Source organism: Simplicispira suum (assembly GCF_003008595.1).
GTDB classification, from domain to species: domain Bacteria; phylum Pseudomonadota; class Gammaproteobacteria; order Burkholderiales; family Burkholderiaceae_C; genus Simplicispira; species Simplicispira suum.
This window is the reverse complement of sequence record NZ_CP027669.1, coordinates 1,632,394-1,656,094: the sequence shown is the minus strand read 5'-3', so window position 1 is coordinate 1,656,094 and position 23,701 is coordinate 1,632,394. Positions and strand designations below refer to the sequence as shown.

20 protein-coding genes are annotated in these 23,701 nt (G+C 63.2%); 13 read left to right on the top strand and 7 right to left on the bottom strand.

Going from position 1 to position 23,701, the window contains the following annotated elements:
* Positions 1-97 precede the first annotated feature (97 nt).
* Genes C6571_RS07755 through C6571_RS07745 form a run of 3 tightly spaced genes read left to right on the top strand, consistent with a single transcriptional unit; the run spans position 98 to position 2,485 of the window.
* Complete coding sequence (locus C6571_RS07755; RefSeq protein WP_106446172.1) at positions 98-463, top strand: PepSY domain-containing protein; 366 nt, start codon at positions 98-100, stop codon at positions 461-463.
* Positions 444-1,115: a response regulator transcription factor gene (locus C6571_RS07750; RefSeq protein WP_106446171.1), complete on the top strand. Its 672-nt coding sequence runs from the start codon at positions 444-446 to the stop codon at positions 1,113-1,115. The genes C6571_RS07755 and C6571_RS07750 overlap by 20 nt, the downstream gene beginning before the upstream one ends.
* 47 nt (positions 1,116-1,162) lie before the next feature.
* Positions 1,163-2,485, top strand: a complete 1,323-nt coding sequence (locus tag C6571_RS07745) for a sensor histidine kinase (protein ID WP_106448111.1) — start codon at positions 1,163-1,165, stop codon at positions 2,483-2,485.
* Here C6571_RS07745 and C6571_RS07740 read toward each other — a convergent pair.
* Complete coding sequence (locus C6571_RS07740; protein ID WP_106446170.1) at positions 2,482-4,941, bottom strand: glycogen/starch/alpha-glucan phosphorylase; 2,460 nt, start codon at positions 4,939-4,941, stop codon at positions 2,482-2,484. The two genes, C6571_RS07745 and C6571_RS07740, sit on opposite strands and share 4 nt — an antisense overlap.
* A 205-nt stretch (positions 4,942-5,146) precedes the next feature.
* On the opposite strand from C6571_RS07740, the gene C6571_RS07735 reads away from it, so the two are divergent.
* Positions 5,147-5,650 carry a GNAT family N-acetyltransferase gene (locus tag C6571_RS07735; protein WP_106446169.1) on the top strand — a complete coding sequence of 168 codons (504 nt, stop codon included), beginning with the start codon at positions 5,147-5,149 and terminating at the stop codon, positions 5,648-5,650.
* On the opposite strand, the gene C6571_RS07730 is transcribed toward C6571_RS07735, so the two are convergent.
* Positions 5,651-6,262, bottom strand: a complete 612-nt coding sequence (locus C6571_RS07730) for a LysE family translocator (RefSeq protein ID WP_106446168.1) — start codon at positions 6,260-6,262, stop codon at positions 5,651-5,653. It lies immediately after the preceding gene.
* A gap of 108 nt (positions 6,263-6,370) precedes the next feature.
* Here C6571_RS07730 and C6571_RS07725 point away from each other — a divergent pair, with 108 nt between their 5' ends.
* From C6571_RS07725 to C6571_RS07695, 7 genes are all read left to right on the top strand, one after another.
* Positions 6,371-6,859 carry an NUDIX hydrolase gene (locus tag C6571_RS07725; RefSeq protein ID WP_106446167.1) on the top strand — a complete coding sequence of 163 codons (489 nt, stop codon included), beginning with the start codon at positions 6,371-6,373 and terminating at the stop codon, positions 6,857-6,859.
* The gene (gene mnmA, locus C6571_RS07720) at positions 6,846-7,979 is read left to right on the top strand and encodes a tRNA 2-thiouridine(34) synthase MnmA (RefSeq protein ID WP_106446166.1); all 1,134 of its coding nucleotides are present in this window, start codon (positions 6,846-6,848) and stop codon (positions 7,977-7,979) included. The genes C6571_RS07725 and mnmA overlap by 14 nt, the downstream gene beginning before the upstream one ends.
* Before the next feature lie 322 nt (positions 7,980-8,301).
* Complete coding sequence (locus C6571_RS07715; protein WP_146139320.1) at positions 8,302-8,634, top strand: DUF4148 domain-containing protein; 333 nt, start codon at positions 8,302-8,304, stop codon at positions 8,632-8,634.
* 127 nt (positions 8,635-8,761) lie between these two features.
* A complete protein-coding gene (locus C6571_RS07710) occupies positions 8,762-9,316 on the top strand; it encodes a sigma-70 family RNA polymerase sigma factor (protein ID WP_106446164.1) in 555 nt (184 codons plus the stop codon).
* Positions 9,317-9,330: 14 nt separating this feature from the next.
* Positions 9,331-9,783, top strand: a complete 453-nt coding sequence (locus C6571_RS07705; protein WP_106446163.1) for an anti-sigma factor family protein — start codon at positions 9,331-9,333, stop codon at positions 9,781-9,783.
* Positions 9,780-10,253 (top strand): Spy/CpxP family protein refolding chaperone, encoded by a 474-nt coding sequence (locus C6571_RS07700; protein WP_106446162.1) that lies wholly within the window; start codon positions 9,780-9,782, stop codon positions 10,251-10,253. Before C6571_RS07705 ends, C6571_RS07700 begins: the two co-directional genes overlap by 4 nt.
* A gap of 117 nt (positions 10,254-10,370) precedes the next feature.
* Positions 10,371-10,850: a hypothetical protein gene (locus C6571_RS07695; RefSeq protein ID WP_106446161.1), complete on the top strand. Its 480-nt coding sequence runs from the start codon at positions 10,371-10,373 to the stop codon at positions 10,848-10,850.
* 373 nt (positions 10,851-11,223) lie between these two features.
* Here C6571_RS07695 and ssb read toward each other — a convergent pair whose 3' ends face one another.
* Positions 11,224-11,754 (bottom strand): single-stranded DNA-binding protein, encoded by a 531-nt coding sequence (gene ssb, locus C6571_RS07690; protein WP_106448110.1) that lies wholly within the window; start codon positions 11,752-11,754, stop codon positions 11,224-11,226.
* 161 nt (positions 11,755-11,915) lie between these two features.
* Here ssb and C6571_RS07685 point away from each other — a divergent pair, with 161 nt between their 5' ends.
* Complete coding sequence (locus C6571_RS07685; protein WP_106448109.1) at positions 11,916-13,298, top strand: chloride channel protein; 1,383 nt, start codon at positions 11,916-11,918, stop codon at positions 13,296-13,298.
* A 14-nt stretch (positions 13,299-13,312) separates the two neighbouring features.
* On the opposite strand, the gene C6571_RS07680 is transcribed toward C6571_RS07685, so the two are convergent.
* The gene (locus C6571_RS07680) at positions 13,313-14,497 is read right to left on the bottom strand and encodes an MFS transporter (protein ID WP_106448108.1); all 1,185 of its coding nucleotides are present in this window, start codon (positions 14,495-14,497) and stop codon (positions 13,313-13,315) included.
* A gap of 209 nt (positions 14,498-14,706) precedes the next feature.
* On the opposite strand from C6571_RS07680, the gene uvrA reads away from it, so the two are divergent.
* Complete coding sequence (uvrA, locus tag C6571_RS07675) at positions 14,707-17,838, top strand: excinuclease ABC subunit UvrA (protein WP_106446160.1); 3,132 nt, start codon at positions 14,707-14,709, stop codon at positions 17,836-17,838.
* Positions 17,839-18,070: 232 nt separating this feature from the next.
* Here the strand turns inward: uvrA and C6571_RS07670 are convergent, their stop codons facing one another.
* From C6571_RS07670 to C6571_RS07660, 3 genes are all read right to left on the bottom strand, one after another.
* The gene (locus C6571_RS07670; RefSeq protein WP_106446159.1) at positions 18,071-18,646 is read right to left on the bottom strand and encodes a DNA-processing protein DprA; all 576 of its coding nucleotides are present in this window, start codon (positions 18,644-18,646) and stop codon (positions 18,071-18,073) included.
* Positions 18,647-18,715: 69 nt separating this feature from the next.
* Positions 18,716-20,218: an ATP-binding protein gene (locus tag C6571_RS07665; RefSeq protein ID WP_170094704.1), complete on the bottom strand. Its 1,503-nt coding sequence runs from the start codon at positions 20,216-20,218 to the stop codon at positions 18,716-18,718.
* Complete coding sequence (locus C6571_RS07660; protein ID WP_106446157.1) at positions 20,211-23,522, bottom strand: Eco57I restriction-modification methylase domain-containing protein; 3,312 nt, start codon at positions 23,520-23,522, stop codon at positions 20,211-20,213. Before C6571_RS07660 ends, C6571_RS07665 begins: the two co-directional genes overlap by 8 nt.
* Positions 23,523-23,701: the final 179 nt, after the last annotated feature.

Here is a 23,701-nt window from a genome sequence, read left to right as displayed (position 1 = left end):
TTTTTCGGTTCAGGGCATTGTGGAAAATGCCGTTTGAACCCAAGCTGAAAGGCGCATTCATCCTCTGTTCATCGCCTCTGGCGTACAAAGCTGGCCTATGGTCATTTGCACTGCACACTTCCTTCGCCGCCTGGCCCTCACGTGCCTGGCGCTGCTGTTGCTTGGCGCAAGCCCTGTGCTGCGCGCCGACGACCACGGGTCTCATGAACTGGCACGCCAGGCGCTCGAACAGGGCCGGGTGCTGCCGCTGCGTACCGTGCTGGAAAAAGTGGAACGCGACTACCAGGGGCAAGCACTCAAGGTGGAGTTCGAGCAGGACGATGGGCGCTTCCTCTACAAGATTCGATTGCTGCAGAGCGACGGCCGCATGGTGAAACTCAAGGTCGATGCCGTCGACGGCAAGGTGCTGGAAATCAAGCGCAAGGAACGCGGAGGGGACAAGGATGCGCATCCTCGTCGTTGAAGACGAACCCATGCTGTGCGACCAGCTGGTGCGCGCCATCACGGCCGCCGGGCACACGGTGGAAAGCGCCAGCGACGGCGTCAACGCGCACTACATGGGCGAGGTCGAGGACTTCGACGCCGTGGTGCTCGACCTGGGCCTGCCCGCACTCGATGGCCTGTCGGTGCTGCGCCGCTGGCGCGCGGCGGGGCGCACCATGCCGGTGCTCATCCTCACCGCGCGCAGCGCCTGGCATGAAAAAGTGGCCGGTATCGACGCCGGTGCCGACGACTACCTGGCCAAACCCTTTCACATGGAAGAGTTGCTGGCGCGCCTGCGCGCGTTGCTTCGGCGCGTGGGTGAACACAGCAGCGCGCAATGGCAATGCGGGGCCATTTGGCTCGACACCCGCCAGGCCCGCGTGCTGGTGGACGGCCTGCCGCTGCAACTGACCAGCCACGAGTTCAAGCTGCTGTCGCAGCTGATGCAGCGCAAGGGCGAAGTGCTGTCCCGCACCGAGCTGTCCGAGCACTTGTACCCGCAAGACAGCGACCGCGATTCCAACACCATTGAAGTCTTCGTCGGCCGGCTGCGCAAAAAGCTGCCTGCCGGCAGCATCGAGACCGTGCGAGGCCTGGGCTACCGGCTCATCGACGTGGGCCTCGCGGTGTGAAAGCGAGGTCGCTGCGCCTGCGCCTGCTGGCCGGCACGCTGGCCTGGATGCTGCTGGCCATTGCCTTGGTCGGCTGGGGCCTGCGCGCCCTGTTTCAGGACCACGTCACACAGCAATTGCAGGCGCAGCTGGTCATGCAGCTCGACCATCTGAGTGCTTCGGTCGACTGGAACCCACCCGGCAGCGTCAGCGTCAGCCCCATGGCGGCAGACCCGCGCCTGGCACACCCCTTGTCGGGTCTGTACTGGCAGATTGACCAGCTGGGTGCGACGCCCCAGGCGGGCGTGGCGCGCTCGCGCTCGCTGTGGGACCAGGTGCTGCGCTTGCCTGACGCTCCAAATTCCTACCCTGCCAGCGGGTTCAGCGTGCTGCCACTGCAGGACGCGCAGGGCCATGAACTGCTGGCCGTGGCACGCACCCTGCAACTGCCCGAAGACGATGCGCCGCAGCTGCGCCTGGTGGTGGCGGGCGACAAAGCCCTGCTGGCCGAACCCCTGCAGCGCTTTACCCACATGCTGCTGATCGCGCTGGGCCTGCTGGCGTTGGGCCTGGCGCTGGCGGTGGCGGTGCAGTTGCAACTGGCGCTGCGGCCGCTCCAGCTGCTGCGCGCGCGCTTGGCTGCCGTGCGCAGCGGCGCCGCCGGGCAACTTGAAGGCCGCTTTCCCCAAGAGCTGCAGCCACTGGTCAATGAGTTCAACCACGTGCTGCGCGAGAACGCCGACATGGTGCAGCGCGCCCGCACCCAGGCCGGCAACCTGGCCCATGCCGTGCACACGCCGCTGTCCATCCTGGCCAATGCGGCCGCGCAGGAGTACGGCCCACTGGCGCTGCTGGTGCAGGACCAGGTGGCGACCGCGCGCCGCCAAGTGGACTACCACCTGGCACGTGCCCGCGCCGCCGCTGCCGTGCGCGCCACGGGCCTCAGTACGCCGGTACTCCCGCCGGTGCGCGCGCTGCTGCGCACCATGCAGCGCCTGTATGCCGAGCGCCATTTGTCGTTTGAACTCGCACCCGAGGCGCAGGCCGTGGCTTTCCGCGGCGAAGAGCAAGATCTGTACGAGCTGCTGGGCAACCTGATCGACAACGCCGGCAAATCGGCGCGCCAGCGCGTCGTGGTTGATGTGCAGTGTGTGGATGGCCAGTTATGTTTCACCGTCGACGACGATGGCCTCGGCATTCCCGAGGCAGAGCGCGAGCACATGTTCGAGCGCGGCGTGCAGCTCGACGAGCAGCGCCCCGGCTCCGGCCTGGGCCTGGACATCGTGCGCGCACTGGCCGAGACCTACGGCGGCAGCGTGCAGGCCCTGGCCTCGCCCCTGGGCGGTGCGCGCCTGCGGCTGTGCCTGCCGATGGCCGATGCCCCTCTCTAGACGTTCCAAATGCCCTTGGCGTACTGGGCAATCGCGCGGTCGGACGAAAACTTTCCCATGCCTGCGACGTTGAGGATGGCACGCGTGGTCCAGGCTTCGGGGTCGCGGTACAAGGCGCTGACCGCTTCCTGGCACGCCACGTACAAAGCGTAGTCGGCCAGCAGCATGAAGCGGTCGCCCCCGTAGGTCAGGGCGTCGAACACGGCCTTGTAGCGGCCCGGCTCGTCGGGGCTGAAATAACCGTCGCGCAGCATGTGGAGCACCTGCTGCAACTGCGCGTCGTTGTCGTAATGGAGCCACGGGTTGTAGCCCGCCGCGCGCTGCGCAGCGACCTCGTCCGCAGTCAAGCCAAAAATGAAAAAGTTCTCTGCGCCGATTTCCTCGCGCATTTCGACATTGGCGCCGTCGAGCGTGCCGATGGTCAGCGCGCCGTTGAGTGCCAGCTTCATGTTGCCCGTGCCAGACGCTTCCGTGCCTGCGGTGGATATCTGCTCGGAGAGATCGGCAGCGGGAATGATCACTTCTGCTGTCGAAACGTCGTAATTCGGAATGAACACGACCTTGAGCAGGCCGCGCACCTGCACATCGCTGTTGACCACGTCGGCCACGTCGTTGATGAGCCGGATCACGAGCTTGGCCATGTGGTAGGCCGGGGCAGCCTTGCCGGCAAAAATCACGGTGCGCGCAGGGACGTCGGCGCCCTCGCGAATGCGGTTGTAGAGGGTGATGACGTGCAGCACGTTGAGCAATTGCCGCTTGTATTCGTGGATGCGTTTGACCTGCACATCGAACATCGAGCGCGGGTCCACCTCCAGGCCCTGGCGCTGCAGGATCAACTGCGCAAGGCGGGACTTGTTGGCAAGCTTGACCTGGGCGAACGCGGCCCTAAATGGCGCGTCCTGCGCAAGCGGCGTGAGTTCGCGCAACTTGGACAGATCTTTGAGCCAGCCCTTGCCAATGCGGCTGCTGAGCAGGTCGGAGAGCGCTGGATTGGCCTGGTGGAGCCAGCGCCGCTGCGTGACGCCGTTGGTCATGTTCACGATTTTGTCCGGCCACAGACGGTGGAAATCCGCAAAGATCGTCTCTTTCATCAAGCGCGTGTGGATCTGCGCCACGCCATTGACCCTGTGGCTGCCCACCACGGCCAGATGCGCCATGCGCACACGCTTTTCGCTGCCTTCCTCGATCAGCGACACGCGCCGCCACAGGGACGGATCGTCCGGGTAGCGGTGCATCACGTCCTTCAGGAAGCGGTGGTTGATTTCATAAATGATCTGCAGGTGGCGCGGAAGCACGCGCTCGAACAGCGCGACCGGCCAAGTCTCCAGGGCCTCGGGCATCAAGGTATGGTTGGTATACGCAAAGGTGCGCACGGTGATGCCCCAGGCGCGCTCCCAGTCGAGCTGTTGCAGGTCGAGCAGGATGCGCATCAGTTCCGCGATGCCTATCGACGGGTGCGTGTCGTTGAGCTGAATCGCCACCTTCTGCGGGAGTTGCGCGAGCGGCAGGTTCGATTTTGCAAAGCGGTACAGCATGTCCTGCAGCGAGGCAGAGACAAAGAAATATTGCTGCTTGAGGCGCAGCTCGCGCCCCATTTCTGTCGAGTCGCTGGGGTAGAGCACCTTGGAGAGGTTCTCGGACTCGTTTTTGTCCTGAACCGCCCGAATGTAATTGCCTTCGTTGAAATAGTTCAGGTCGAAGTCGCGACTCGATTTCGCTGCCCAAAGGCGCATGTTGTTCACGGTGCCCGTGGCGTAGCCGGGTATGGGCGTGTCGTAGGCCATGGCCATGACTTCGGACGTGTCCACCCATTGGCTGTGCCTGCGCCCGTGGTTGTCGACATAGTCGACCACCCTGCCATGGAACTGCACGGGATAGAGCACCTCGGGACGCGGAAACTCCCACGGGTTGCCATAGCGCAGCCAGTTGTCCGGGTGCTCGACCTGCTGGCCGCCCTCGATACTTTGGTGGAACATGCCGTATTCGTAGCGAATGCCGTAGCCGTAGCCCGCGACCCCCAGCGTGGCCATGGAATCGAGAAAGCACGCGGCCAGGCGGCCAAGCCCGCCATTGCCGAGCGCCGCGTCGTGCTCCATCTCGCGCAGTCTCTCCGGCTTGAGGCCCGCGTCGGCCAGGTCGTCCAGAGCGTCTTGAAACTCCTTTTCGCAGCAGATGTTGAGCATGCTGTTCATCATGCTGCGGCCCATCAGGAATTCCATCGACAGGTAGTACACGCGCTTGCGGTCCTGCACGTAGTAGCTGCGCATGGTCTCCATCCAGCGCTCGATCATGCGCTCGCGCAAGACCGCGGCGGAGGCGAAAAACCAATCCCGGTCGGTGGCGGTCAGCGGGTCTTTGCCGACGGTGTAGATCAAATGGTTGAGAAGCGCGCGCCGGATGGCGACCGCGCCGGGAGCGGGATGGTCGAGTTCGGGGAGGTCAAGGGGTTTGTTCATGGATACGCTCCTTTGAACCGTGGGAAGGGCAGCGCGGCCCAAGAGTTCCGCGCCCGGCGCCCGCCAGCGCGGACCGACTGCCCGAGCATGGCGCAGGGCCTGGTCGGCAGGGGCAAAATGATAGGCTCGCGGCGCGCTGCAAGCCTTGCGGCTCCTTTTGCTGCATACGGCATAAGAACTGCATCCTGCCACGCGCCTATCGCCCATGCGCCACCTCGTGCGACCGCTCATCGCCACGGACCTGCCTGGCCTGCTTGCCGTGCAGCGCGCCTGCTATGGCGAGGCGTACATCGAAAGCGCGGCGGTGGTGGCGCGCCGCGCGGCCAGCCCAGCCCAATGCTCACTGGTGCTGGAGCGCGCAGGCCAACCCTGCGCCTATCTGGCAGCCTACGACTCGGTCGCGGACCATGTCACGCCGCTGCACGGCGACTTCGAGGCGTCGGACGCACCCGACACGCTGTACCTGCACGACCTGGCCGTGCTGCCCGCGCTGGCCGGGCAGGGTCTGGCGCAGGCACTGCTGGCGCCGGTCTGGCGCGACGCGGTGGCGCGCGGCCTCACGCGCTCGGCGCTGGTGGCAGTGCAGGGATCAAAACGGTATTGGGAGCGCCACGGCTATCGCGTGCACGCTCTGCGCGACGAAATGCAGCAACAGCGCCTGGCGGCCTATGGCAACGACGCGGCGTACATGCTGCGCACGCTGGCGTGATCAGCGCGTCATCGGCAGTGCCACCCCCATGGCAGCAAACGCACCACCACAGACGCGGTTGAAGCGCTTGCCATAGCGCTCCAGCGCTGGGCGGATGCGGTGCGCCATGCGAGCCAGCAGCATTTCGACCACGCACTCGATCACCGCAAACGTGGCCGCCATGACCGCGAACTGCAGCAACAGGCTGCGCGCCGGGTCGAGAAACTGGGGCAAGAAGGCGCCATAAAAGAGCAGCGCCTTGGGGTTGGATACCGCAGCAAACAGCCCCTGGCGAAACAGCTGGCTGCGGCGCGGAAAGGGTGCGTCCGCGCTGGGTTTGAGCTGCAGCGGCGGCGCGCGCCAAAGCTGAATGCCCAGCCACACCAGGTAGGCGCCACCCACCCACTTGAGCACCAGCAGCGCGCTGGCGGACGCCTGGAGCAGTGCGCCAATACCCAGCATCGACAGCGCAATCACCGCCACAAAGCCCAAAGCCCCACCCGCCACCGTCCAAAGCGTGCGACGGTGGCCGTGCAGCGCGCCGTTGGTCAGCGCCAGCAAACTGTTGGGGCCGGGCGTGAGCGAGAGGCCCACCGCCGCGACCAGATAGATCAACCACGTATGCCAAGCCATGCGTCACCTCCTGCCACGCCCTTCAAATGGACGCGTGGCCCAAGTATAGAAAGCCCTGCGCTGGCTCACACCAAGCAGCAGCCAAGCCAGTTCACGATAATCCCCGCCATGCCCAATCGCTGGAAACCCAACGTCACCGTCGCTGCCATCATCGAGCAAGACGGTCGCTTCATGCTGGTCGAAGAAGAAACTACCGACGGCCTGCGGCTCAACAACCCGGCCGGGCACCTCGACCCCGGCGAGTCGCCCGTGGACGCCTGCGCGCGCGAGGTGCTGGAGGAAACCGCGCACGATTTCGCGCCCACTTTCCTGGTTGGCATCTACCTCAACCGCTTCACGCGCACGCGCACTGGCGACGACATTACCTACCTGCGCTTCGCCTTCACCGGCACGCTGGGCGCGCACCACGCCTGGCGTCCCCTAGACGACGGCATCGTGCGCACCGTCTGGCTCACGCCGAACGAGCTGCGTGCCACTCAGGAGCGCCACCGCAGCCCGCTGGTGCTGCAGTGCATTGAGGACTACCTGGCCGGCAAACGCTATGCACTGGAATTGGTACACACCGACGCCAGCGTACTGACCCATGTCGCTGTCTAAAGTCGCAGGTCCGCGCCAGCGCATCGTCGTTGGCCTCTCGGGCGGGGTCGATTCGGCTGTCACTGCGTATCTGCTGAAGCAACAAGGCCACGAGGTGGTCGGCATCTTCATGAAGAACTGGGAAGATGACGACGACAGCGAGTACTGCTCGTCCAATGTCGACTTCGTCGATGCTGCCGCCGTGGCGGATGTCATTGGTATTGAGATCGAGCATGTCAATTTCGCCGCCGAGTACAAAGACCGCGTGTTCGCCGAGTTCCTTCGCGAGTACGAGGCGGGTCGCACCCCGAACCCTGACGTGCTCTGCAATGCCGAGATCAAATTCAAGGCTTTCCTGGACCATGCCATGCGCCTGGGCGCAGAGAAGATTGCCACGGGCCACTACGCACGGGTGCGCCCGAGCAGCGAGACCGGCCTGTTCGAGCTGCTCAAGGGTCTGGACGTCAGCAAAGACCAGAGCTACTTTTTGCACCGCCTGACCCAGGCCCAGCTCGCCAAGACATTGTTCCCAGTGGGCGAGTTGCAAAAAACCATGGTGCGCCGCATTGCGCAGGAGATCGGCCTGCCGAACGCGAAAAAGAAGGATTCCACAGGCATCTGCTTCATTGGCGAACGGCCATTCCGCGAATTCCTGAACCGCTACATCAGCCATGCCCCTGGACCCATCCAGGACGAACGGGGCCGCACACTGGGCAAGCATGTGGGGCTGTCGTTCTACACGCTGGGCCAGCGTCAGGGCCTGGGCATTGGTGGCGTAAAAGAAAAGGGCGCCCAGCGCGGCGCCGGCGAGCATGCTCCCTGGTTCGTGGCACGCAAGGAGCTGGAGAGCAACACCCTGCGCGTGGTGCAGGGGCACGATCACCCCTGGCTGCTGTCGCACCAACTCGTGGCGCAAGACTTGAGCTGGTGCGCGGGCCACGCCCCCGCCCCTGGTCCCTACGCCGCCAAGACTCGCTACCGCCAGCTGGACGCGGATTGCACGCTCGAAAGTGTGGACGTTGGCGGCGTCGCACTGCGCTTTGCCGAGCCCCAATGGGCGGTGACTCCGGGCCAGAGCGCCGTGCTGTACGACGGCGAGGTTTGCCTGGGTGGCGGCGTGATTGCTGGCACCACGGCGTGACGGTGCAGCAGAATATTTGATGAAAATAGCCTCTAGCGCTTATCCATAAAGCGTTAGCTGCTATTCGTTTTATAGCTACTGCACTCTGATGTAAACGCAGTTGATGCGTGCTCAGGTTCAGGTGCCTTTCTTTTTTTAGACCGCTCAAGCGGCCTGCGATTGCAGTGCGGACACGGCGTCTACCCTTCAGTAGATGTCGTCAGTCGGCAGGCCGCATGCGAATCATGTCGCCAGCGTGGGAACCATCTTGGCGGGAAACCGTTGAAGCAAACAGGGCCGGGCACATGCCTGACCCCAGACCCTTTAACTACCGGAAATAACCATGCCATCTCTCCGCCTCCTTCTGCTGGCAGCCGCTGCCTCCGCACCCCTGGCTTCGCTTGCAGCAACTTCGAACGTACAGGCAATGGCCGCGGCAGTACCCCAAGCCGTGTCCCAAGGTGACCTCTACGGCCTGGATTTCGAAGCCAGACTCACATCGCACCGCGACCGGGATACGGTTCGTGCAGAAGCCATTCTTGCGGCCCCCCACTTCAAGGACTACAGCGTCTCACCGGCGACCGGTACCGTGTCCGTCGTCAGCCGCGAATCGGTCCGCGCTGACGCAGCCGCAGCCCAGCACGCCAGCCGGATTGCGATCGGCAACCTGGGCTAGCGCCGATCTGCAGGGTGGAACCACGCCCTGCAGATGGTCCGGATCGCTCAGCGCGATCGGCCCATTTCCCTGGCGGAAAAAACCATGGAACCTTTGTCCGCCCCGTTCGTTGACACTGGCAACAACCATGAGAGCCCTCAGCCACCTCGACGACGAAGCCTGCATCGCCCGTGCGCAGCGGGGCGATGCGGCGGCGTTTTCAGAGCTGGTGGCGCGCTACCAGGATCGCATCTACCGCTTTCTTGTACGCCTCACGCGCTCGCCGGACGATGCCAGGGAATTGACCCAGGAAACCTTTCTGAGCGCCTACCAGGCACTGGCGCGCTGGCGGCCCGATGCGCGCTTTACCACCTGGTTGTTCCGCATTGCGCGCAACCAGGCTTTTGACTGGCTGAGACGCAGAAAGCTGGTTGAGTTCGTAGCGCTGGAAGATGAGCAGGATCTCGGTATCCCTGACCCTGCGCCCACCCCCGATGCGGTGCTGGAGACGGTGCAGCGCTTCCATGGACTCGAACGTGCGCTGGCCCGACTGCCCACGGAACACCGAGAAATCCTGCTGCTGCGGGAAATCGAGGAGATGTCGTACGAGGATATCGCTGAGATCCTGGACATCAGCCTGGGGACCGTGAAATCACGCATCGCCCGCGCCCGCACCGGGTTGCTGGACAAAATGCCGCGCTGACAGGAGGAAATAGCATGACTTGCCCCCGACACGAAGAACTGTCTGCCTACGCAGACCACATGATGAAGCCAGCCGAGTGCGCCCGTTTCCGCCAGCACTTGGAGGTCTGCCCCATCTGTCAGCAGCAACTGGAAGATGTGCAGGCATTGCAGCAAGCCCTGCACGCCTTGCCGTCCCCAACCCTGGGCTTCGACCTCGCATCCCGTCTGGAGGGCCGCCTGCAACGCCAGCCGCAGCGTCGCCAGCGGCCATGGCCTGCGCTGTGGGGTGCGTCCGGCTGGATGCCCGCCGGTTTGACTGCTGGCATCGCGCTGGCCTCGGGTGTCTGGCTCGGTGGTCTGCTGCTCGGGGGAGGCAGCGCGAGTGTCGCGACCCCCGTCTCTATCGCGCGCGTGTTCGACCCGGTGCCTCCGGGCGGACTGTGCGCTGCCGCAGAGCTTTGCCGCCTGTCGAAAGGAATGCCATGAACCGCCCCGCCTGGACCCGCTACCTGCTGGCCGCCTCCCTGGCCCTGAATCTGGGAATTGTCGTTGCCCTCGTCATCCGCCCTTCTCCTCCTCGACCGGTAGACATCGCGGCGCAGCCCCAGCACCTGAATTTGCAGGACTACCTGAAACTGACCCCCGATCAGCGCACCCAATGGCAGGCGCTGGAGCCAGCCTTTTTGCAGGAACTGGCCGCCAACTGGCAGGACATCCGCCAGCACCGCGAGACCCTTGTGCGGCACATTTTTGCTGCTGCACCGGACCGCAAAGCCATCGATGCCGAACAGGCCGCGATTGCGGCGTTGCAGGAGGCGCAGCAGCAGCGCGTCATCGCGCAGCTGCTGGCCGAGCGCAGCGTGCTGGACGAAGAGCAGCGCAAGCGCCTGATGGACCTGCTGCTGCACCGCTATTCCCAGGAAAGCACGGAGGAAGAACTGCTGCATCGCGATTGATCTGCCTGGCAGGAAAAGCCCAAAAATAAAGGGAACATTCCGATGCCAGGTTCGTTGAAGACAGCAAGGCCCCCGCAACAGGGTGCCCCAAAGTCCTTTAACTACCGGAGTCTGATCATGAAATCACCCCTCGCTCTGCTGCTGGCTGTGGCTCTTTCTTCCCCATTCGCTGCGCTGGCCGCCGCCGACGCCCATGACCATGGCAAGTCCAGCCCCCACAAGCTCGAACTCAATGCAGGCAAGAAGTGGGGCACCGACGATGCGCTGCGCCAGGCCATGTCGACCATCCACGCATCCGTCTCACAGACGCTGCCCAAGGCCCATTCGGGCAAAGCCAAGGTCGCCGATTACGAGGCCTTCAGCAAGGGCATTGCGGCGCAGGTCGCCTACATCGTGGAGAACTGCAAGCTCGAGCCTGCGGCCGACGAGCAGCTTCACATCATCGTGGCCGACCTCATGAGCGGCGTGGAAGCAGCCGAGGGCAAGGAAGGCGAGAAGCAGCGCGCGTCCGGCGTGGTCAAGGTGGCCCAGGCAGCCAACGCCTACGGCAAGCACTTCGACCATGCTGGCTGGAAAGCCATCAAGATGCCGCACTGAGAGACAGGCTTCATCTGAACATCTGAAAAGGGCGGGAAATGCAACGTTCCCCGCCCGATGGAGTCTTTCATACGACGAAAAGAGGCAAGCGCCATGTTCATTGCCAGCATCGGTTTTGCGATGTGATCATTGGCTGAGAAAACCGCCGCCTGCTTCGCCACGAACTCGGCAGAAAATCCAATAGCTACGCCTATTGGCGGCACAACGCGCCTGTCATCCCATCCCGATTCGCACGACACCCTCGCATGTGGCGTTGTGCAGGACATCCATGACTCTTGCTTGCCCCGAGCGGCGAGAAGCCGCGTCGACAAGAAAAAGGGCCCAAAACACAGTGGTTTTGGGCCCGTTGTGAACGAATCATAAAAAGTAGCTTCTAGAACGGGATGTCGTCGTCCATGTCGTCAAAGCCCGACGCCGCACGCGGCGCTGGCGCCGGGGCGGGACGGGCAGCAGGAGCGCGCGACGCGGGCGGCGCGGCGCGGCGCGGGGCTTCGTAGCCACCACCGTCGCCTCCTTGTGCGCCGTGCCCGCCATCCTCGTAGCCGCCGCCTTGCCCGCCACCAGACCCGGCACGGCTGCCCAGCATCTGCATGCTGTCGGCGCGGATCTCGGTGGTGTACTTTTCAACGCCGGCCTGGTCGGTCCACTTGCGCGTACGCAGGCTCCCTTCCACATAGACCTGTGAGCCCTTGCGCAGGTACTGCTCGACGATTTCTGCCAGCCGGAAGTTGAACACCACGCGGTGCCATTCGGTCGCTTCGCGCATCTCGCCCGACTGTTTGTCTTTCCACTTGTCGGTGGTGGCGATGGTGACGTTGGCCACCTTGTCGCCATTGGGGAAGGTGCGCATTTCGGGGTCGCGGCCCAGGTTGCCGACGATGATGACTTTGTTCACGGATGCCATGGTGGGGCCTGCAGGAAGGGGGGGTTGGAAATGGCGCGCTGCGCCCAGCGCAATCGAGCCGGACATTGTGCCGCAAGCGGCTACGCAAAGGCATGCATGCCACAATGAAATCAGAAACGTGGCTCAGCATCGCAGCCGCAGGCAAGCTCGCCACCCCTCCCATGCACCGCCCTCAACCCGACATCCTGCAGAACCTGCGCCACGAGCTCTCCAACGGGCGCATGTGGCTGGACCGCACGGTGGTGCTGGCCTATGCTGCCATCGCCGGTCTGAGCGTGGTGTCGTTCACCTTTCTGACCAACCTCGCGTTTGCCTATTTCGAGCGCGTCTATCACTGGCAGGGCGGCTGGGCAGTGCTCTTGTGGGTGCCGGCCTGGACGGCAGCCATCGTCTGGGCGACGCGCCGCTTTGCGCCGACCACGGCGGGCTCCGGCATCCCGCAGGTGATTGCGGCGCTGGACCCCGCAGTCAGCGAGCAAGAGCGGTCGGTTTTTGTGTCGCTGCGCCTGACGGTGGCCAAGCTGGTGCTCGGGGCGGCCAGCTTCTTCGCCGGCCTCTCGGTGGGACGCGAGGGCCCTTCCGTGCAGATTGCCGCCGGTGTGATGCAGCACGCGCGGCGCTGGCTCGGGCCGCAGTCGGGCATCAGCGACCACGCGCTGCTGGTGGCGGGCGGTGCAGCCGGCATTGCCGCCGCCTTCAACGCGCCATTGGCAGGCGTGCTGTTCGCCATCGAGGAGCTCTCCCGCCGGCTGGAATCGCGCAGCAGCGGGCTGATCATCACCGGCATCGTGCTGGCCGGCCTGATCGGCGTGTCCTTCTTTGGCAACCGCAGCTACTACGGCGTCATCGTCGTGCCCGAGCTGAACTGGAACGCGCTGGTGCCCGGTCTGCTGGTAGTGCTGGCCTGCGGTGCGCTCGGCGGGCTGTTTGCCAAGGTGATGGCGGCCTCGCTCACCGGCGCCCCCGAAAGGCTGAACCTGCTGCGCGCACGCTTTCCGATCCGCTTTGCTGCTGCGGGTGGCCTGATGATTGCCGTGATGGGCCTGTCGACTGGCGGCGCGACGTTTGGCGCTGGCTCCGAGACCGTGCAGCACATGCTCAAGGGCGAGGCCGATGTGCCGTCGATGTACGTCACGCTCAAGTTCATGGCCACCTGGCTGACCGCCTGGTGTGGCGTGCCGGGCGGCATCTTTGCGCCTTCGCTGTCGATTGGCGCGGGTGTGGGCCACAACGTCTCGTTGTTCATGGGCGCAGACATCGCCCCCGCGCTGATTGCCATTGGCATGGCCGCCTTCCTGGCGGCGGTGACGCAGGCGCCGCTGACGGCCTTCATCATCGTGATGGAAATGATTGACGGCCACGCGCTGGTGCTCAGCCTGATGGCGGCTGCCATGTTGGCCAGCCTGATCTCGCGCTTGATTGCGCGGCCGCTGTACGAAACCCTGGCGCTGCACATGGTGGCGGTGCTAAAGGCCGCACCCGCTCCTTCGTCCCCAGCCGCGCCTGTCGAAGCCGAGAAACCGGCCCCGCCCACGGCGCCTTAGGCGCCTGACGGCCGTCAGTGCCCGCCGCTGCTGCGCCCTACCGGCTGCAGCCCCCAACCGAGCGCCAGCCACAAGGCGCACAGCGTCGCCGTAGCGCCAAACAGCGCCGGTACGCCAGCCCACTTCACCATGGCGCCGCCCAAAGCGCCGCCGGCAAACAGGCCGAGCGACTGCAGCGTGTTGTAGGTGCCCAGCGCCGCGCCGCGCAGCGTCGCAGGCGCCATGCGCGAAACCAGGCTCGGCTGGCTCGCTTCCAGTGCGTTGAAGCCGCAAAAGAACACAAACAGCACGACACCCAGCACCCAGATCGTCGGCGCGGTCTCGGTCGCCGCAAGCAGGCCCAGGCCCACCTGCACCAGCAGCACCAGCCCGATGGCCACCAGCAGCACGGCGCGCAAATGGCCGCGCCGCTCCAGCGCGAACAGGCCGCCCATCGCCACGAACGACAGCACCACGGCCGGCAGGTAGATGTGCCAATGCTCGGCCTTGGGCAGGCCGGCTTGCAGCAGCATGGCCGGCACCGCCACCCACATGGCCAACTGGACCGTGTGCAGCACAAACACGCCGAGGTTCAGGCGCAGCAGGTCGGCGTGTTTCCACACATCCAGCAGCCGTCCGCGCGGCGCATTTTTGTGCTGTGCCGACTCAGCCGGCACCCACCACAAGACGACCGCAATGCCGGCGACCGCAAGTGCGCAAGTCAGGCCAAACAAGCCGCCCAAACCAATGCTTGCAGCCAAGGGGGGCGCAGCCACCAGCGCCACGGCAAACATCAGGCCAATGCTGCCGCCCACCAGCGCCATCGCCTTGGTACGCACGCCGTCGCGCGTCTGGTCGGCGAGCAGGGCTGTCACCGCCGCCGACACCGCGCCCGCGCCCTGCAGCGCACGGCCCACCAGCAGCCCGGTGATGGAATCGGCCAGCGCCGCCGCCAGGCTGCCTGCGGCAAACACCAGGAGCCCTGCGACGATGACGCGCTTGCGCCCCAGCCGGTCTGAAGCCAGCCCCAGCGGCAATTGCAGAAACGCCTGCGTCAGGCCGTAAATACCCATGGCCAGACCCACCAGCGCCGGGTCGTCGCCGCCCGGATACTTGCGCGCCTCCAGCGCAAACACCGGAAGCACCAGGAACAGGCCCAGCATGCGCAGCGCGAAAATCAGCGCCAGGCTGATGCTGGAGCGCCGCTCAAGGGGCGTCATGCGGTGCGCAAGATCGGCGCGCGGGCTGTGGGAGGCCGAGGCGGAAGCGGTGGTGTCGGGCACGCGAAGCAGGCCGGCGCTGAGATGGCCGGCGAAGGCTGGAAAGCTGCGATTGTGCGCGATGGCGCCCAAGCCCTGGGGCAAACCCTGGGTGGGGTCGGGTGGTCAAACCTGGACTGGCTGTGCGTGCGAAGTGGGCTTTCTTTATCATGGAGAGTTTTTCCGAGCCTGCGCGCCCATCCCGCGCGCCCACCGTGAACCCCATTGAACCCCTCGCTCCGGCCACCGCGCCCGACCGCCCGCTGGAAGCCGACGCAGGGCGCCCGTTGGCCCAGGTGCTGCGCGCGCAAGGCCGCATCTCCATTCGCGGCGCGCGCACGCACAATCTGAAAAATATCGACCTGGATCTGCCACGCAACCAGCTGGTCGTGATCACCGGTTTGTCGGGCTCGGGCAAATCCAGCCTGGCGTTTGACACGCTGTACGCCGAGGGCCAGCGGCGCTATGTGGAGAGCCTGTCGGCCTATGCGCGCCAGTTTTTGGGGCGCCTCGACAAGCCCGACGTCGACCTGATCGAGGGCCTGTCGCCCGCCATCGCCATCGAGCAAAAGGCCACCAGCCACAACCCACGCTCCACCGTGGGCACGGTCACCGAAATTCACGACTACCTGCGCCTGCTCTACGCCCGCGCCGGCACGCCCTACTGCCCGGAGCACGGCGTCCCGCTGCAGTCGCAGACGGTGAGCCAGATGGTTGACGCCGTTTTGGCGCTGCCGGCCGAAACGCGCCTGATGGTGCTGGCCCCGGTAGCGCGCGAGAAGAAGGGCGAATTTGCCGATTTGTTCGCGCAGATGCAGGCCCTGGGCTACGTGCGTTTTCGCGTCGACGGCCAGGTATTGGAAGCAGAAAACCTGCCCCAGCTCAAAAAAACCGAAAAACACGACATCGATGTGGTGATCGACCGGCTCAAAGTGCGCCCGGACGCCCAGCAGCGCCTGGCCGAGAGCATCGAAGCGGCGCTGCGCGTGGGCGCCAGCGCGGGCGAGAGCCATGGCCGCGTGCTGGCGCTGGAGATGGACGGCGGCGCCGAGCATGCCTTCAGCTCGAAATTCTCCTGCCCGGTATGCAATTACTCGCTGCCCGAGCTGGAACCCCGCCTTTTCTCATTCAATTCGCCCATGGGCGCCTGCCCCACCTGCGACGGCCTGGGCCACAGCGAGGTGTTCGACCCGGCGCGCGTGGTGGCCTTCCCCACGCTCAGCCTGGCGAGCGGCGCCATCAAAGGCTGGGACAAGCGCAACGCCTACTACTTCGCCATGCTGCAAAGCTTGGCCGCGCACTACGGCTTTGACGTGGAAACCCCGTTCGAGGAACTGCCTGCGGACGTGCGGCAGGTGGTGCTGCAAGGCTCGGGCGAAGCGCAAATTGCCTTCCAGTACGTGATCGACAGCGGCGCCAGCAAGGGCAAGCCGGTGCTGCGTACGCACGCCTTCGAAGGCATCCTGCCCAACATGGAGCGGCGCTACCGCGAGACCGACTCCAGCGTGGTGCGCGACGACCTGGCCCGCTACCGCCAGTCGCAGCCCTGCCCGGCCTGCCACGGAACGCGCCTGCGCCGCGAGGCGCGCTTTGTGAAGGTTGGCGAGGGCGCGCAGGCCCGCGCCATTTGGGAGGTGAGCCACGCCACGCTGTCCACCGCGCACCAGTGGTTTGCCGAGCTGCAGATGCAAGGCGCCAAGGCCGACATTGCCGACAAGGTGGTGCGCGAGATCGCCACGCGCCTGCAGTTCCTGAACGACGTTGGACTGAGCTATTTGAGCCTGGACCGCAGCGCCGAGAGCCTGAGCGGCGGCGAAGCGCAGCGCATTCGCCTGGCCAGCCAGATTGGCTCGGGCCTCACCGGCGTGATGTACGTGCTCGACGAGCCCAGCATCGGCCTGCACCAGCGCGACAACGACCGGCTGATTGCCACGCTCAAACACCTGCGCGACATCGGCAACAGCGTCATCGTGGTCGAGCACGACGAAGACATGATGCGGGCCGCCGACCAGGTCGTCGACATGGGCCCCGGCGCGGGCGTGCACGGCGGGCGCGTGATGGCCCAGGGAACGTACGACCAGGTGCGCGCCAATCCCGATTCGCTCACCGGCCAGTACCTGGCGGGTACGCGCCGCATTGCCGTGCCCGCTCGGCGCACACCCTGGTTGCCCGTGCTGGCGCAGGCCGCACCCGCGCTGGCCAAAGGCAAGTCGCGCTTTCCGATCACCGAAGCCGGGGAACGTCGCGCTGCCCGCATGGCCGAGCATGTGGCCCGCCAGGGCGCGCTGCAGGCGCTGCGCGTGGTGGGCGCCACCGGCAACAACCTGCAGGGCGTGAGTGTGGATTTCCCCGTGGGGCTGTTCACCTGCGTCACGGGCGTATCGGGTTCGGGCAAGAGCACGCTGGTCAACGACACACTGCACAAGGCGGTGGCGCACCAGCTTTACCGCGCGCACGACGAGCCGGCGGCGCACGCAGCCATTGAGGGCATCGAGTACTTCGACAAGGTCATCAACGTCGACCAGAGCCCCATTGGCCGCACACCGCGCAGCAACCCCGCCACCTACACCGGTCTGTTCACGCCGATCCGCGAGCTGATGGCCGAGACGAATCTGGCCAAGGAACGCGGCTACGGCCCTGGGCGCTTTTCCTTCAACGTGGCCGGCGGGCGCTGCGAAGCCTGCCAGGGCGACGGCGTGGTGAAGGTGGAAATGCACTTTCTGCCCGATGTCTACGTGCCCTGCGACATCTGCCACGGCCAGCGCTACAACCGCGAAACGCTGGAAGTGCAGTGGAAGGGCCGCAACATCGCGGCCATCCTGGAGCTGACGGTGGAGGACGCCTACGCCTTCTTCAAGGACGTACCCACCATCGCGCGCAAACTGCAGACCCTGCTGGACGTGGGCCTGTCGTACCTGCGCCTGGGGCAAAGCGCGACGACGCTCTCGGGCGGCGAGGCGCAGCGCGTCAAGCTGGCGCAAGAACTCAGCAAACGCGACACCGGCCGCACGCTCTACATCCTGGACGAGCCCACCACCGGCCTGCACTTTGCCGACATCGATTTGCTGCTCAAGGTGCTGCACCAGCTGCGCGACGCCGGCAACACCATCGTCGTCATCGAGCACAACCTGGACGTCATCAAGACGGCCGACTGGATCATCGACATGGGGCCCGAGGGCGGCGCCGGCGGTGGCACCGTGGTGGGCACGGGCACGCCAGAACAGCTCGCGGCGAACCCGGCGAGCCATACCGGGCACTACCTGCGTAAATATTTGGCCAAATCGGCCTCTAGCGCTTATTGATAAAGCGCTGGAAGCTATGAAAAACGAAGCATTTGTACACTATCTGCCTTGCCAGTTTTTCCCCTTCCCCCTCGGGGAGAAGGCTGGGATGGGGGCTTGGTCGACAGCACAAGGCGCACTGCCGATCCCACAGCCCCACCCAGCCCCCAAAAGACCTCTGAACCCCCAAAAAGATAATGAACTCCACGCTAAGTCATTGAAATTTAACAGTTTATTGCAAAACCCCAGCTCATTATCTTGGGCGAAAGATAATGAAATCACGTTCCAGCCAGCGTAGATCAGCGCTGAATGGCGGTCGGCACAAGCACCTGTACTTCCCGCCCGCGTGGTGCCACAGCGCCACTTGCGCAGCCAATGAGCCGCCCGGGCTTGCATACGCCACCACCAAGCTTTGCGCCCACTGCACAACCAGCGTGTTGCGCTCGGTGGCAAGCTGCTGGGTCAGGCGGCGGGCGGCCCCTGCTGGTGGGGACGCATCGCTGACCACGGCCAAATGCCCTTTTTCCACAGCATCACGCCATTCGGGCGGCAGCTTGGCACCCGCCACCGGGCGGGCCAGCACCAGAACCGCAGGGCTGCCAGCCGCCAGCAACACCTTGAGCACCGACTGCTCCAGTGGCGAATGAAACCCGCTGACCACGGCATGTTTGGCGCGAGCCTGCTCCAGCGCCCAGTCCATCGCGGCGCGAATGGCGGTGCCGGGGCATTGGCGAGAGGCAAAAAATGCCGTTAACGCCGTATCCAGCAGTGCCTGGCTGCCCTGGCCCATCCATGCCCTCTCATGCTGGGTGATCTGCCAGATTTGCATGGACAAAAACACAGCAAAAGATAATGAAGAATTGCCTATGCATTTGATTCACAAAGGTTTTTGTCGTCTTCACATTTCATTATCCAAGCCCAAAGATAATGAACCAGACAGATCGGCCAGCCCCGCCAACTCCGGCTTGGTGTAGCTCGCCTGCTGGCGCGATGGCGCCGGCAAAGCCACCAACACCCCCTGGCCCACCCACTGCTTGAGTTGCTTAGAGGCGGCGAGCGTGTCCAGCCCCGACATCTCACGCAACTTGCTGTTGGTGATGGGCCCGTGTCGGTCAATCCAGTCGCTCACCTGCACCCACAGCGGTGGGCGCTCTTCATTCAACAAGGTCACCAGCAGCGTGGGCACTGCTGTTTCCAGCTGTTCGCGGTACAGCGGCTCGTACAGCCTCGCCTGCTCCATCTGCGCAAACATCATGGGCACGCCCTCGCCCGCGTCCACGTTGGGCGGGTTGGGGAACTCGCGCAAATGCCGCGCCAGCAGGCTGTTGCGGGGTACCGAGCCCGTCTTGTCGATCGTGGCTGGCGTCAGGTTGCCCGGCAAGCGGCCTGGGCTTTCCACCTCGACCCGGTCGTCAAAAATACGAATCTGAATATCGCGGTTGAGCCGGTAGTCGCGGTGGATCACCGCGTTGGTGATCGCCTCTTTCACCACACGCTCAGGGAACCGGTATCGCGCCTTGAAACCCGAGCCCTCCATCGTCAGCCCCACGGCCAAGCGCTCCAACACGTAAGCCTGCGCTTTGGCGATCTGCTCCACCACCGGGCCAGCAATGGTTTTCACCGGTAACAACAGGTTGGGTACCTCGCCGCGCTGCACCGTGCGGCCCTTGTAGTGAAAAACGCGAATGTCTGCCCGCATACCCTGCCCGGCCAGCAAAGCCCCCGGCTCATCGGCAAACAGCAGCAGCGCAGCCAACAAGGGTTGCAGCACACCGTCCACAGGCACCGCCAGCCCCAGCCGGGGCAGGCGCACCGCCAAATCCGTATCGGCCAGGCCCCGCGTGGCGCAGTAACTGCGCCAGGCATCCGTGTTGAGAAGATCCAGCGCCACCGGCATGGGCAGCGTCTCGGCACTCTTCACACCGCGCTGGTAGGCCAGGTCGGCAATCTCCACCGCGCTCAGCTCGCGGTTGCTCGCGTCCATGCGCGCCCAGGTCCCATTGCCCACGATCGAATGCACCTGTTCGCTCTTCTCCACCCGCAGTATCACCACATGGCCAGGCTGGCCGTTGTGCAGCGTGCAGGGCAGCCGTAACCAGTGCAACTTGTTGATGGGCGGGGTGAAGCGGTTAAGCAACCCGCGCCGAAAGTCGTCAAAGCCCTCTGGGTTTTCTTCGGTACCAAACACGCGGCTTTGCGCCTTGTCGCCCGGTTTCATGGCTTTGGCGTCGCCCATGCCGATCACCAGCAAGCCGCCCTCGGAATTGGCAAAGGCGCAGACCGCCTCGTACATACGGCTTTGTTTGTTGCTGATGCGTTTGAAATCAAGCGTGCGGCTTTCGGAGGCGGCCAGTAGCGCGGCGATGCGGTCAGCGGCTTGGGCTGGGGAAAGGTCAATCATCGCCCGCATCTCCAACGAAACCCATGCGGTACTTGATATCGTAGTTAATTATGTGGTCCACCATTTCAGGATTAAGACCCCATGAAGTAGCAATAATTCCATCAATTTCATCCAAGATCGATTTGGCACCCTTGGGGCTAAATTCTTGGTAGAAAATTCTCCCCGCCTTCGTTGCGATCGACTTTTTGACCGAGCCTTCCTCGAAACTAACCATCAGCAATTTTACAAGCTCGGATATTTCAGTATCGTACGAAAGCAATGAGCTTCCATCAAATGGAAATCTGTAGATATCCCCATAGCCGCAATGAAAACCGTCTGAGGTCAATCGCCAGTACCAATAAAAAATGGAAGAATTCAAACATGCCAAAATCACATCTGAAAATTGAGGATCAACACTCAAAGCTTTGTAGTCATCCGATTTTCCATTCACTCCTTGGGCATCAACAAATAACGGTGCTTTATTCAATGCTTTGACGAAGTATCGAACGATACGATGAACATAAATAGGCGGCGAATTTTTTGATAAATGTGCAACAACGCCTCCGCCCACAAGACTCCCTAATATGGTTTTTTCAACCTCATGGGAAATTTTGGGCCAAGGAGTAGCGCCTTGAAAGTGATCTATTGAGAGCCGAGCAAACCAAGTCGTATCCAACAACGCCGTTCTCTCTTCGCTACTCCAACGGCGATATCCTCCTGACGCCGTGGAACCACTTTCATCTGCATGCGATGAAATCAGAAGACACAGTCGTTGAGCCACTCCCTCAAACAAACTGCTTGGTCGCATATCATACGAGGATATCCAATTGTTCTGCGAGGACATTAGCCCCCTCAGAGATACCGTTCTATCGGTACACAAAAGACTCATCGGAGTAACCAGTCCAAGCCATCCAGCACAAGCTAATACAGTGCACCTTTCTACTATTGGTGCATATAAGTTTCCACATCCAATTGTCTCGTAGCCTCGCAAAATATAACTCACATTAGAAGGCCTGATTTCTACAAACGGCGGATTCCCAACAACACAGGCAAATCCACCACCAGCCATCAACGGATAAAAGTCCACATACCAATGAAATGGCTGATGCGACTTCTTCCAAATTTCAAAATCCTTGGTATTCGTGGTGTTGACGCCGTACTCCCGCGCCAAGTGGAAGTTCAACATTTCCTCCAACTCACCCAGCGTGTGCACCAGTGCCTGTTTGTCGGCAGCGGAAACATGCCCGCCGCGCTGCACTTGCTGAATCTGAAAGTTGTTGTACTGCTGCTCCACGGCAGTGAGGCGGATGCGAATGTCTTCCCACGCGTCGCTGAACAGATTCCCTTGGGTAGCACCCTTCACCGCCTTCTCGGTTTCATCGGCCGTGGCGTAGCCCACCAAGGTGTTGCCATGGCGGATGTTGAAGTCGATATCGGGCAGCGGTTCAATGGCATCGTCCGGTTCCAGCAGGGCCACCAGCTTCAAGAACAAGCGCAGCTTGGCGATTTCAGTGGCCTGTTTCTCAATGTCCACCCCGTAGAGGTTGTGGACGATGATGTGTTTGATGACGGCGTAGTCTTGTGCGCGCTCTGAGCCAGTGGCGGCAAAGCGGGCCAGCAGCTCGTCCACCTCGGCCCATTTTTCAGGGCTACTTTTCTCGCCCGCAATCAGCGCGTCGCTGCGCACGGCTTGCAGGGTGCGCAGGGTGGCGTCGTACAGCGGCTTCAAGATGCCCAGCGCGGAAAATAGGAAGGCGCCGGAGCCACAGGTGGGGTCCAACACGCTCAGGCCGTGGCGAAATTTCTCGTTGCTCTGGCGCGGCATGCGGCCGGCCAGGTTGAACCAGAAGCTTTTGAGCAGGGCTACGTCGGTGCAGCCCTCGATGAGGTCTTGCGCAAACTGGCGGATGTTGAGGTTGTAGGTGATGAGGTCGCCCACCTCGGTCAACTCCCCCGCTGCGAGCTTGGCCCGAACCTCGCGCGTGCGCTGGTGGCGGGCAATGGTTTCGCGCCAGATTTCGGTGGGCAGGCTCACCGCCTCATCGGCGCGCTTGTTCCAGGGTTTGCGGCGGGCCAGGAGATTGGGCATCTGGGTATCCAGTCCATTTTCGACCTCTGGCGGATAGGCCATGTCCACGCCTTTGAGCATGGCGGGGTAAAGGTAGGCGTCGCCGCTTTGCTGCAGCAGCGGCCAGGCCAGCGCATCAAACGCGGCGGGGTGTTCGGCGCGCACTTTGCCCAGCAGGGCTGGGATGATGGTGTTCTTGCCGATATATTCGGTGATGTCTTCTTTGGTGTAGTACGCCCCCATTTGCTTCTGGTTGACGAACTTTTCAAAGATGTAGCCCAGCACATCAGGGTTGATTTCTCTGCCGCTCTTGAGCGGGCGCTCGTCCAGGTGCCACTCCCATTCGTCGAAGAAGGCAAAGAGCTTTTGAAAGGCGCTGTCGGCAATATCCAGCGCTTCGCCGTAGCGCTGTTCCAGCTCGTGCTGGGCAAACAGGCCACCGTTCAAGTAGGGCACGTTGCCGAACTCAGCATGGATGGCGGCGGCAGTCTCTGGCGTACGCTCTTGCGCGAATCCTTTGAAAAACAGCGGCGAGAGGAAGCGCTTGTAGAAGCTCTGCCCGTGGTTACCGTCCAGATGGGCTTGCAGGCGCAGTTGCAGGTATTCGGTTTGGCCGTTCAGAAAGCTTTTTTCCTGCAAAAACCACAAAAACATGAGCCGGTCAATCACCACGGCGGTGTACCAGCGCTGGTCTTCGCTATCGTTTGGAATGCCGTCGATGAAGGCGGCAAAGGCTTTGCGCTGTGCCTCGAACGCTGTGTAAAACTTCTTCGTGACCTTGTCGCGCGGCGCGGCGTCGTCCAACCGGGCGGTGACACCCAGCACGGTGAGCAGCTCTTCTTCGTCCAACGCAAAGTGCAGGCGGCTGAGCTTTTGCGTCAGCAGCTCGGGCGCTTCGCCTTGGCGGAAAAATACTTCGCGGTATTGCGCGGGCTTGCCGGTTTGGCGGGTTACCCATTGCCAGACTTGAATGGTTTTGGCGCCGTTGCTGAACACGATGAGATGTTCGCGCACATCGGGCGTGACCTTGCGTTCGATTTTTTGCCGCGTGGCGTAATCGGGCATCTGCCCTTGTGCGCCGGGCTGGCAGTGCAACACCTGCACGCCTTTTTTGAGCGCCACCACGTCTAACAACCAAGTGGCTTCACCCACGGTCACGCTGTAGGGCTGTTGCTGGGCGGGCGCGTCCCAGCCGAGTTCGTTGAACAGGTGTTTGAACCGGTAGTTTTTGAGGTGTTCTTGGTTGAAAGCCTGCATTTCTATCTTTCGGAATCAAGCCCGTAGCGCGCGCTCAAAGTTTGCGGTGACTAGTCAGGCGGGAATCAATCCGTTTTTTGGGGGAGATGTGAAGGCTGTCGAGCCCAGCCTGTGTTTTAAAGGTCTCGATTTCGCTACTGTTAAACGCAGGGTTTGCAGTTGCTCCCAAAGGCCCAAAA

Coding starts and splice junctions, on each gene's coding strand:
- C6571_RS07755 (WP_106446172.1), top strand. CDS start 98: ATGGTCATTTGCACTGCACACTTCCTTCGCCGCCTGGCCCTCACGTGC.
- C6571_RS07750 (WP_106446171.1), top strand. CDS start 444: ATGCGCATCCTCGTCGTTGAAGACGAACCCATGCTGTGCGACCAGCTG.
- C6571_RS07745 (WP_106448111.1), top strand. CDS start 1,163: ATGCTGCTGGCCATTGCCTTGGTCGGCTGGGGCCTGCGCGCCCTGTTT.
- C6571_RS07740 (WP_106446170.1), bottom strand. CDS start 4,941: ATGAACAAACCCCTTGACCTCCCCGAACTCGACCATCCCGCTCCCGGC.
- C6571_RS07735 (WP_106446169.1), top strand. CDS start 5,147: ATGCGCCACCTCGTGCGACCGCTCATCGCCACGGACCTGCCTGGCCTG.
- C6571_RS07730 (WP_106446168.1), bottom strand. CDS start 6,262: ATGGCTTGGCATACGTGGTTGATCTATCTGGTCGCGGCGGTGGGCCTC.
- C6571_RS07725 (WP_106446167.1), top strand. CDS start 6,371: ATGCCCAATCGCTGGAAACCCAACGTCACCGTCGCTGCCATCATCGAG.
- mnmA (WP_106446166.1), top strand. CDS start 6,846: ATGTCGCTGTCTAAAGTCGCAGGTCCGCGCCAGCGCATCGTCGTTGGC.
- C6571_RS07715 (WP_146139320.1), top strand. CDS start 8,302: ATGCCATCTCTCCGCCTCCTTCTGCTGGCAGCCGCTGCCTCCGCACCC.
- C6571_RS07710 (WP_106446164.1), top strand. CDS start 8,762: ATGAGAGCCCTCAGCCACCTCGACGACGAAGCCTGCATCGCCCGTGCG.
- C6571_RS07705 (WP_106446163.1), top strand. CDS start 9,331: ATGACTTGCCCCCGACACGAAGAACTGTCTGCCTACGCAGACCACATG.
- C6571_RS07700 (WP_106446162.1), top strand. CDS start 9,780: ATGAACCGCCCCGCCTGGACCCGCTACCTGCTGGCCGCCTCCCTGGCC.
- C6571_RS07695 (WP_106446161.1), top strand. CDS start 10,371: ATGAAATCACCCCTCGCTCTGCTGCTGGCTGTGGCTCTTTCTTCCCCA.
- ssb (WP_106448110.1), bottom strand. CDS start 11,754: ATGGCATCCGTGAACAAAGTCATCATCGTCGGCAACCTGGGCCGCGAC.
- C6571_RS07685 (WP_106448109.1), top strand. CDS start 11,916: ATGCACCGCCCTCAACCCGACATCCTGCAGAACCTGCGCCACGAGCTC.
- C6571_RS07680 (WP_106448108.1), bottom strand. CDS start 14,497: ATGACGCCCCTTGAGCGGCGCTCCAGCATCAGCCTGGCGCTGATTTTC.
- uvrA (WP_106446160.1), top strand. CDS start 14,707: ATGGAGAGTTTTTCCGAGCCTGCGCGCCCATCCCGCGCGCCCACCGTG.
- C6571_RS07670 (WP_106446159.1), bottom strand. CDS start 18,646: ATGCAAATCTGGCAGATCACCCAGCATGAGAGGGCATGGATGGGCCAG.
- C6571_RS07665 (WP_170094704.1), bottom strand. CDS start 20,218: ATGATTGACCTTTCCCCAGCCCAAGCCGCTGACCGCATCGCCGCGCTA.
- C6571_RS07660 (WP_106446157.1), bottom strand. CDS start 23,522: ATGCAGGCTTTCAACCAAGAACACCTCAAAAACTACCGGTTCAAACAC.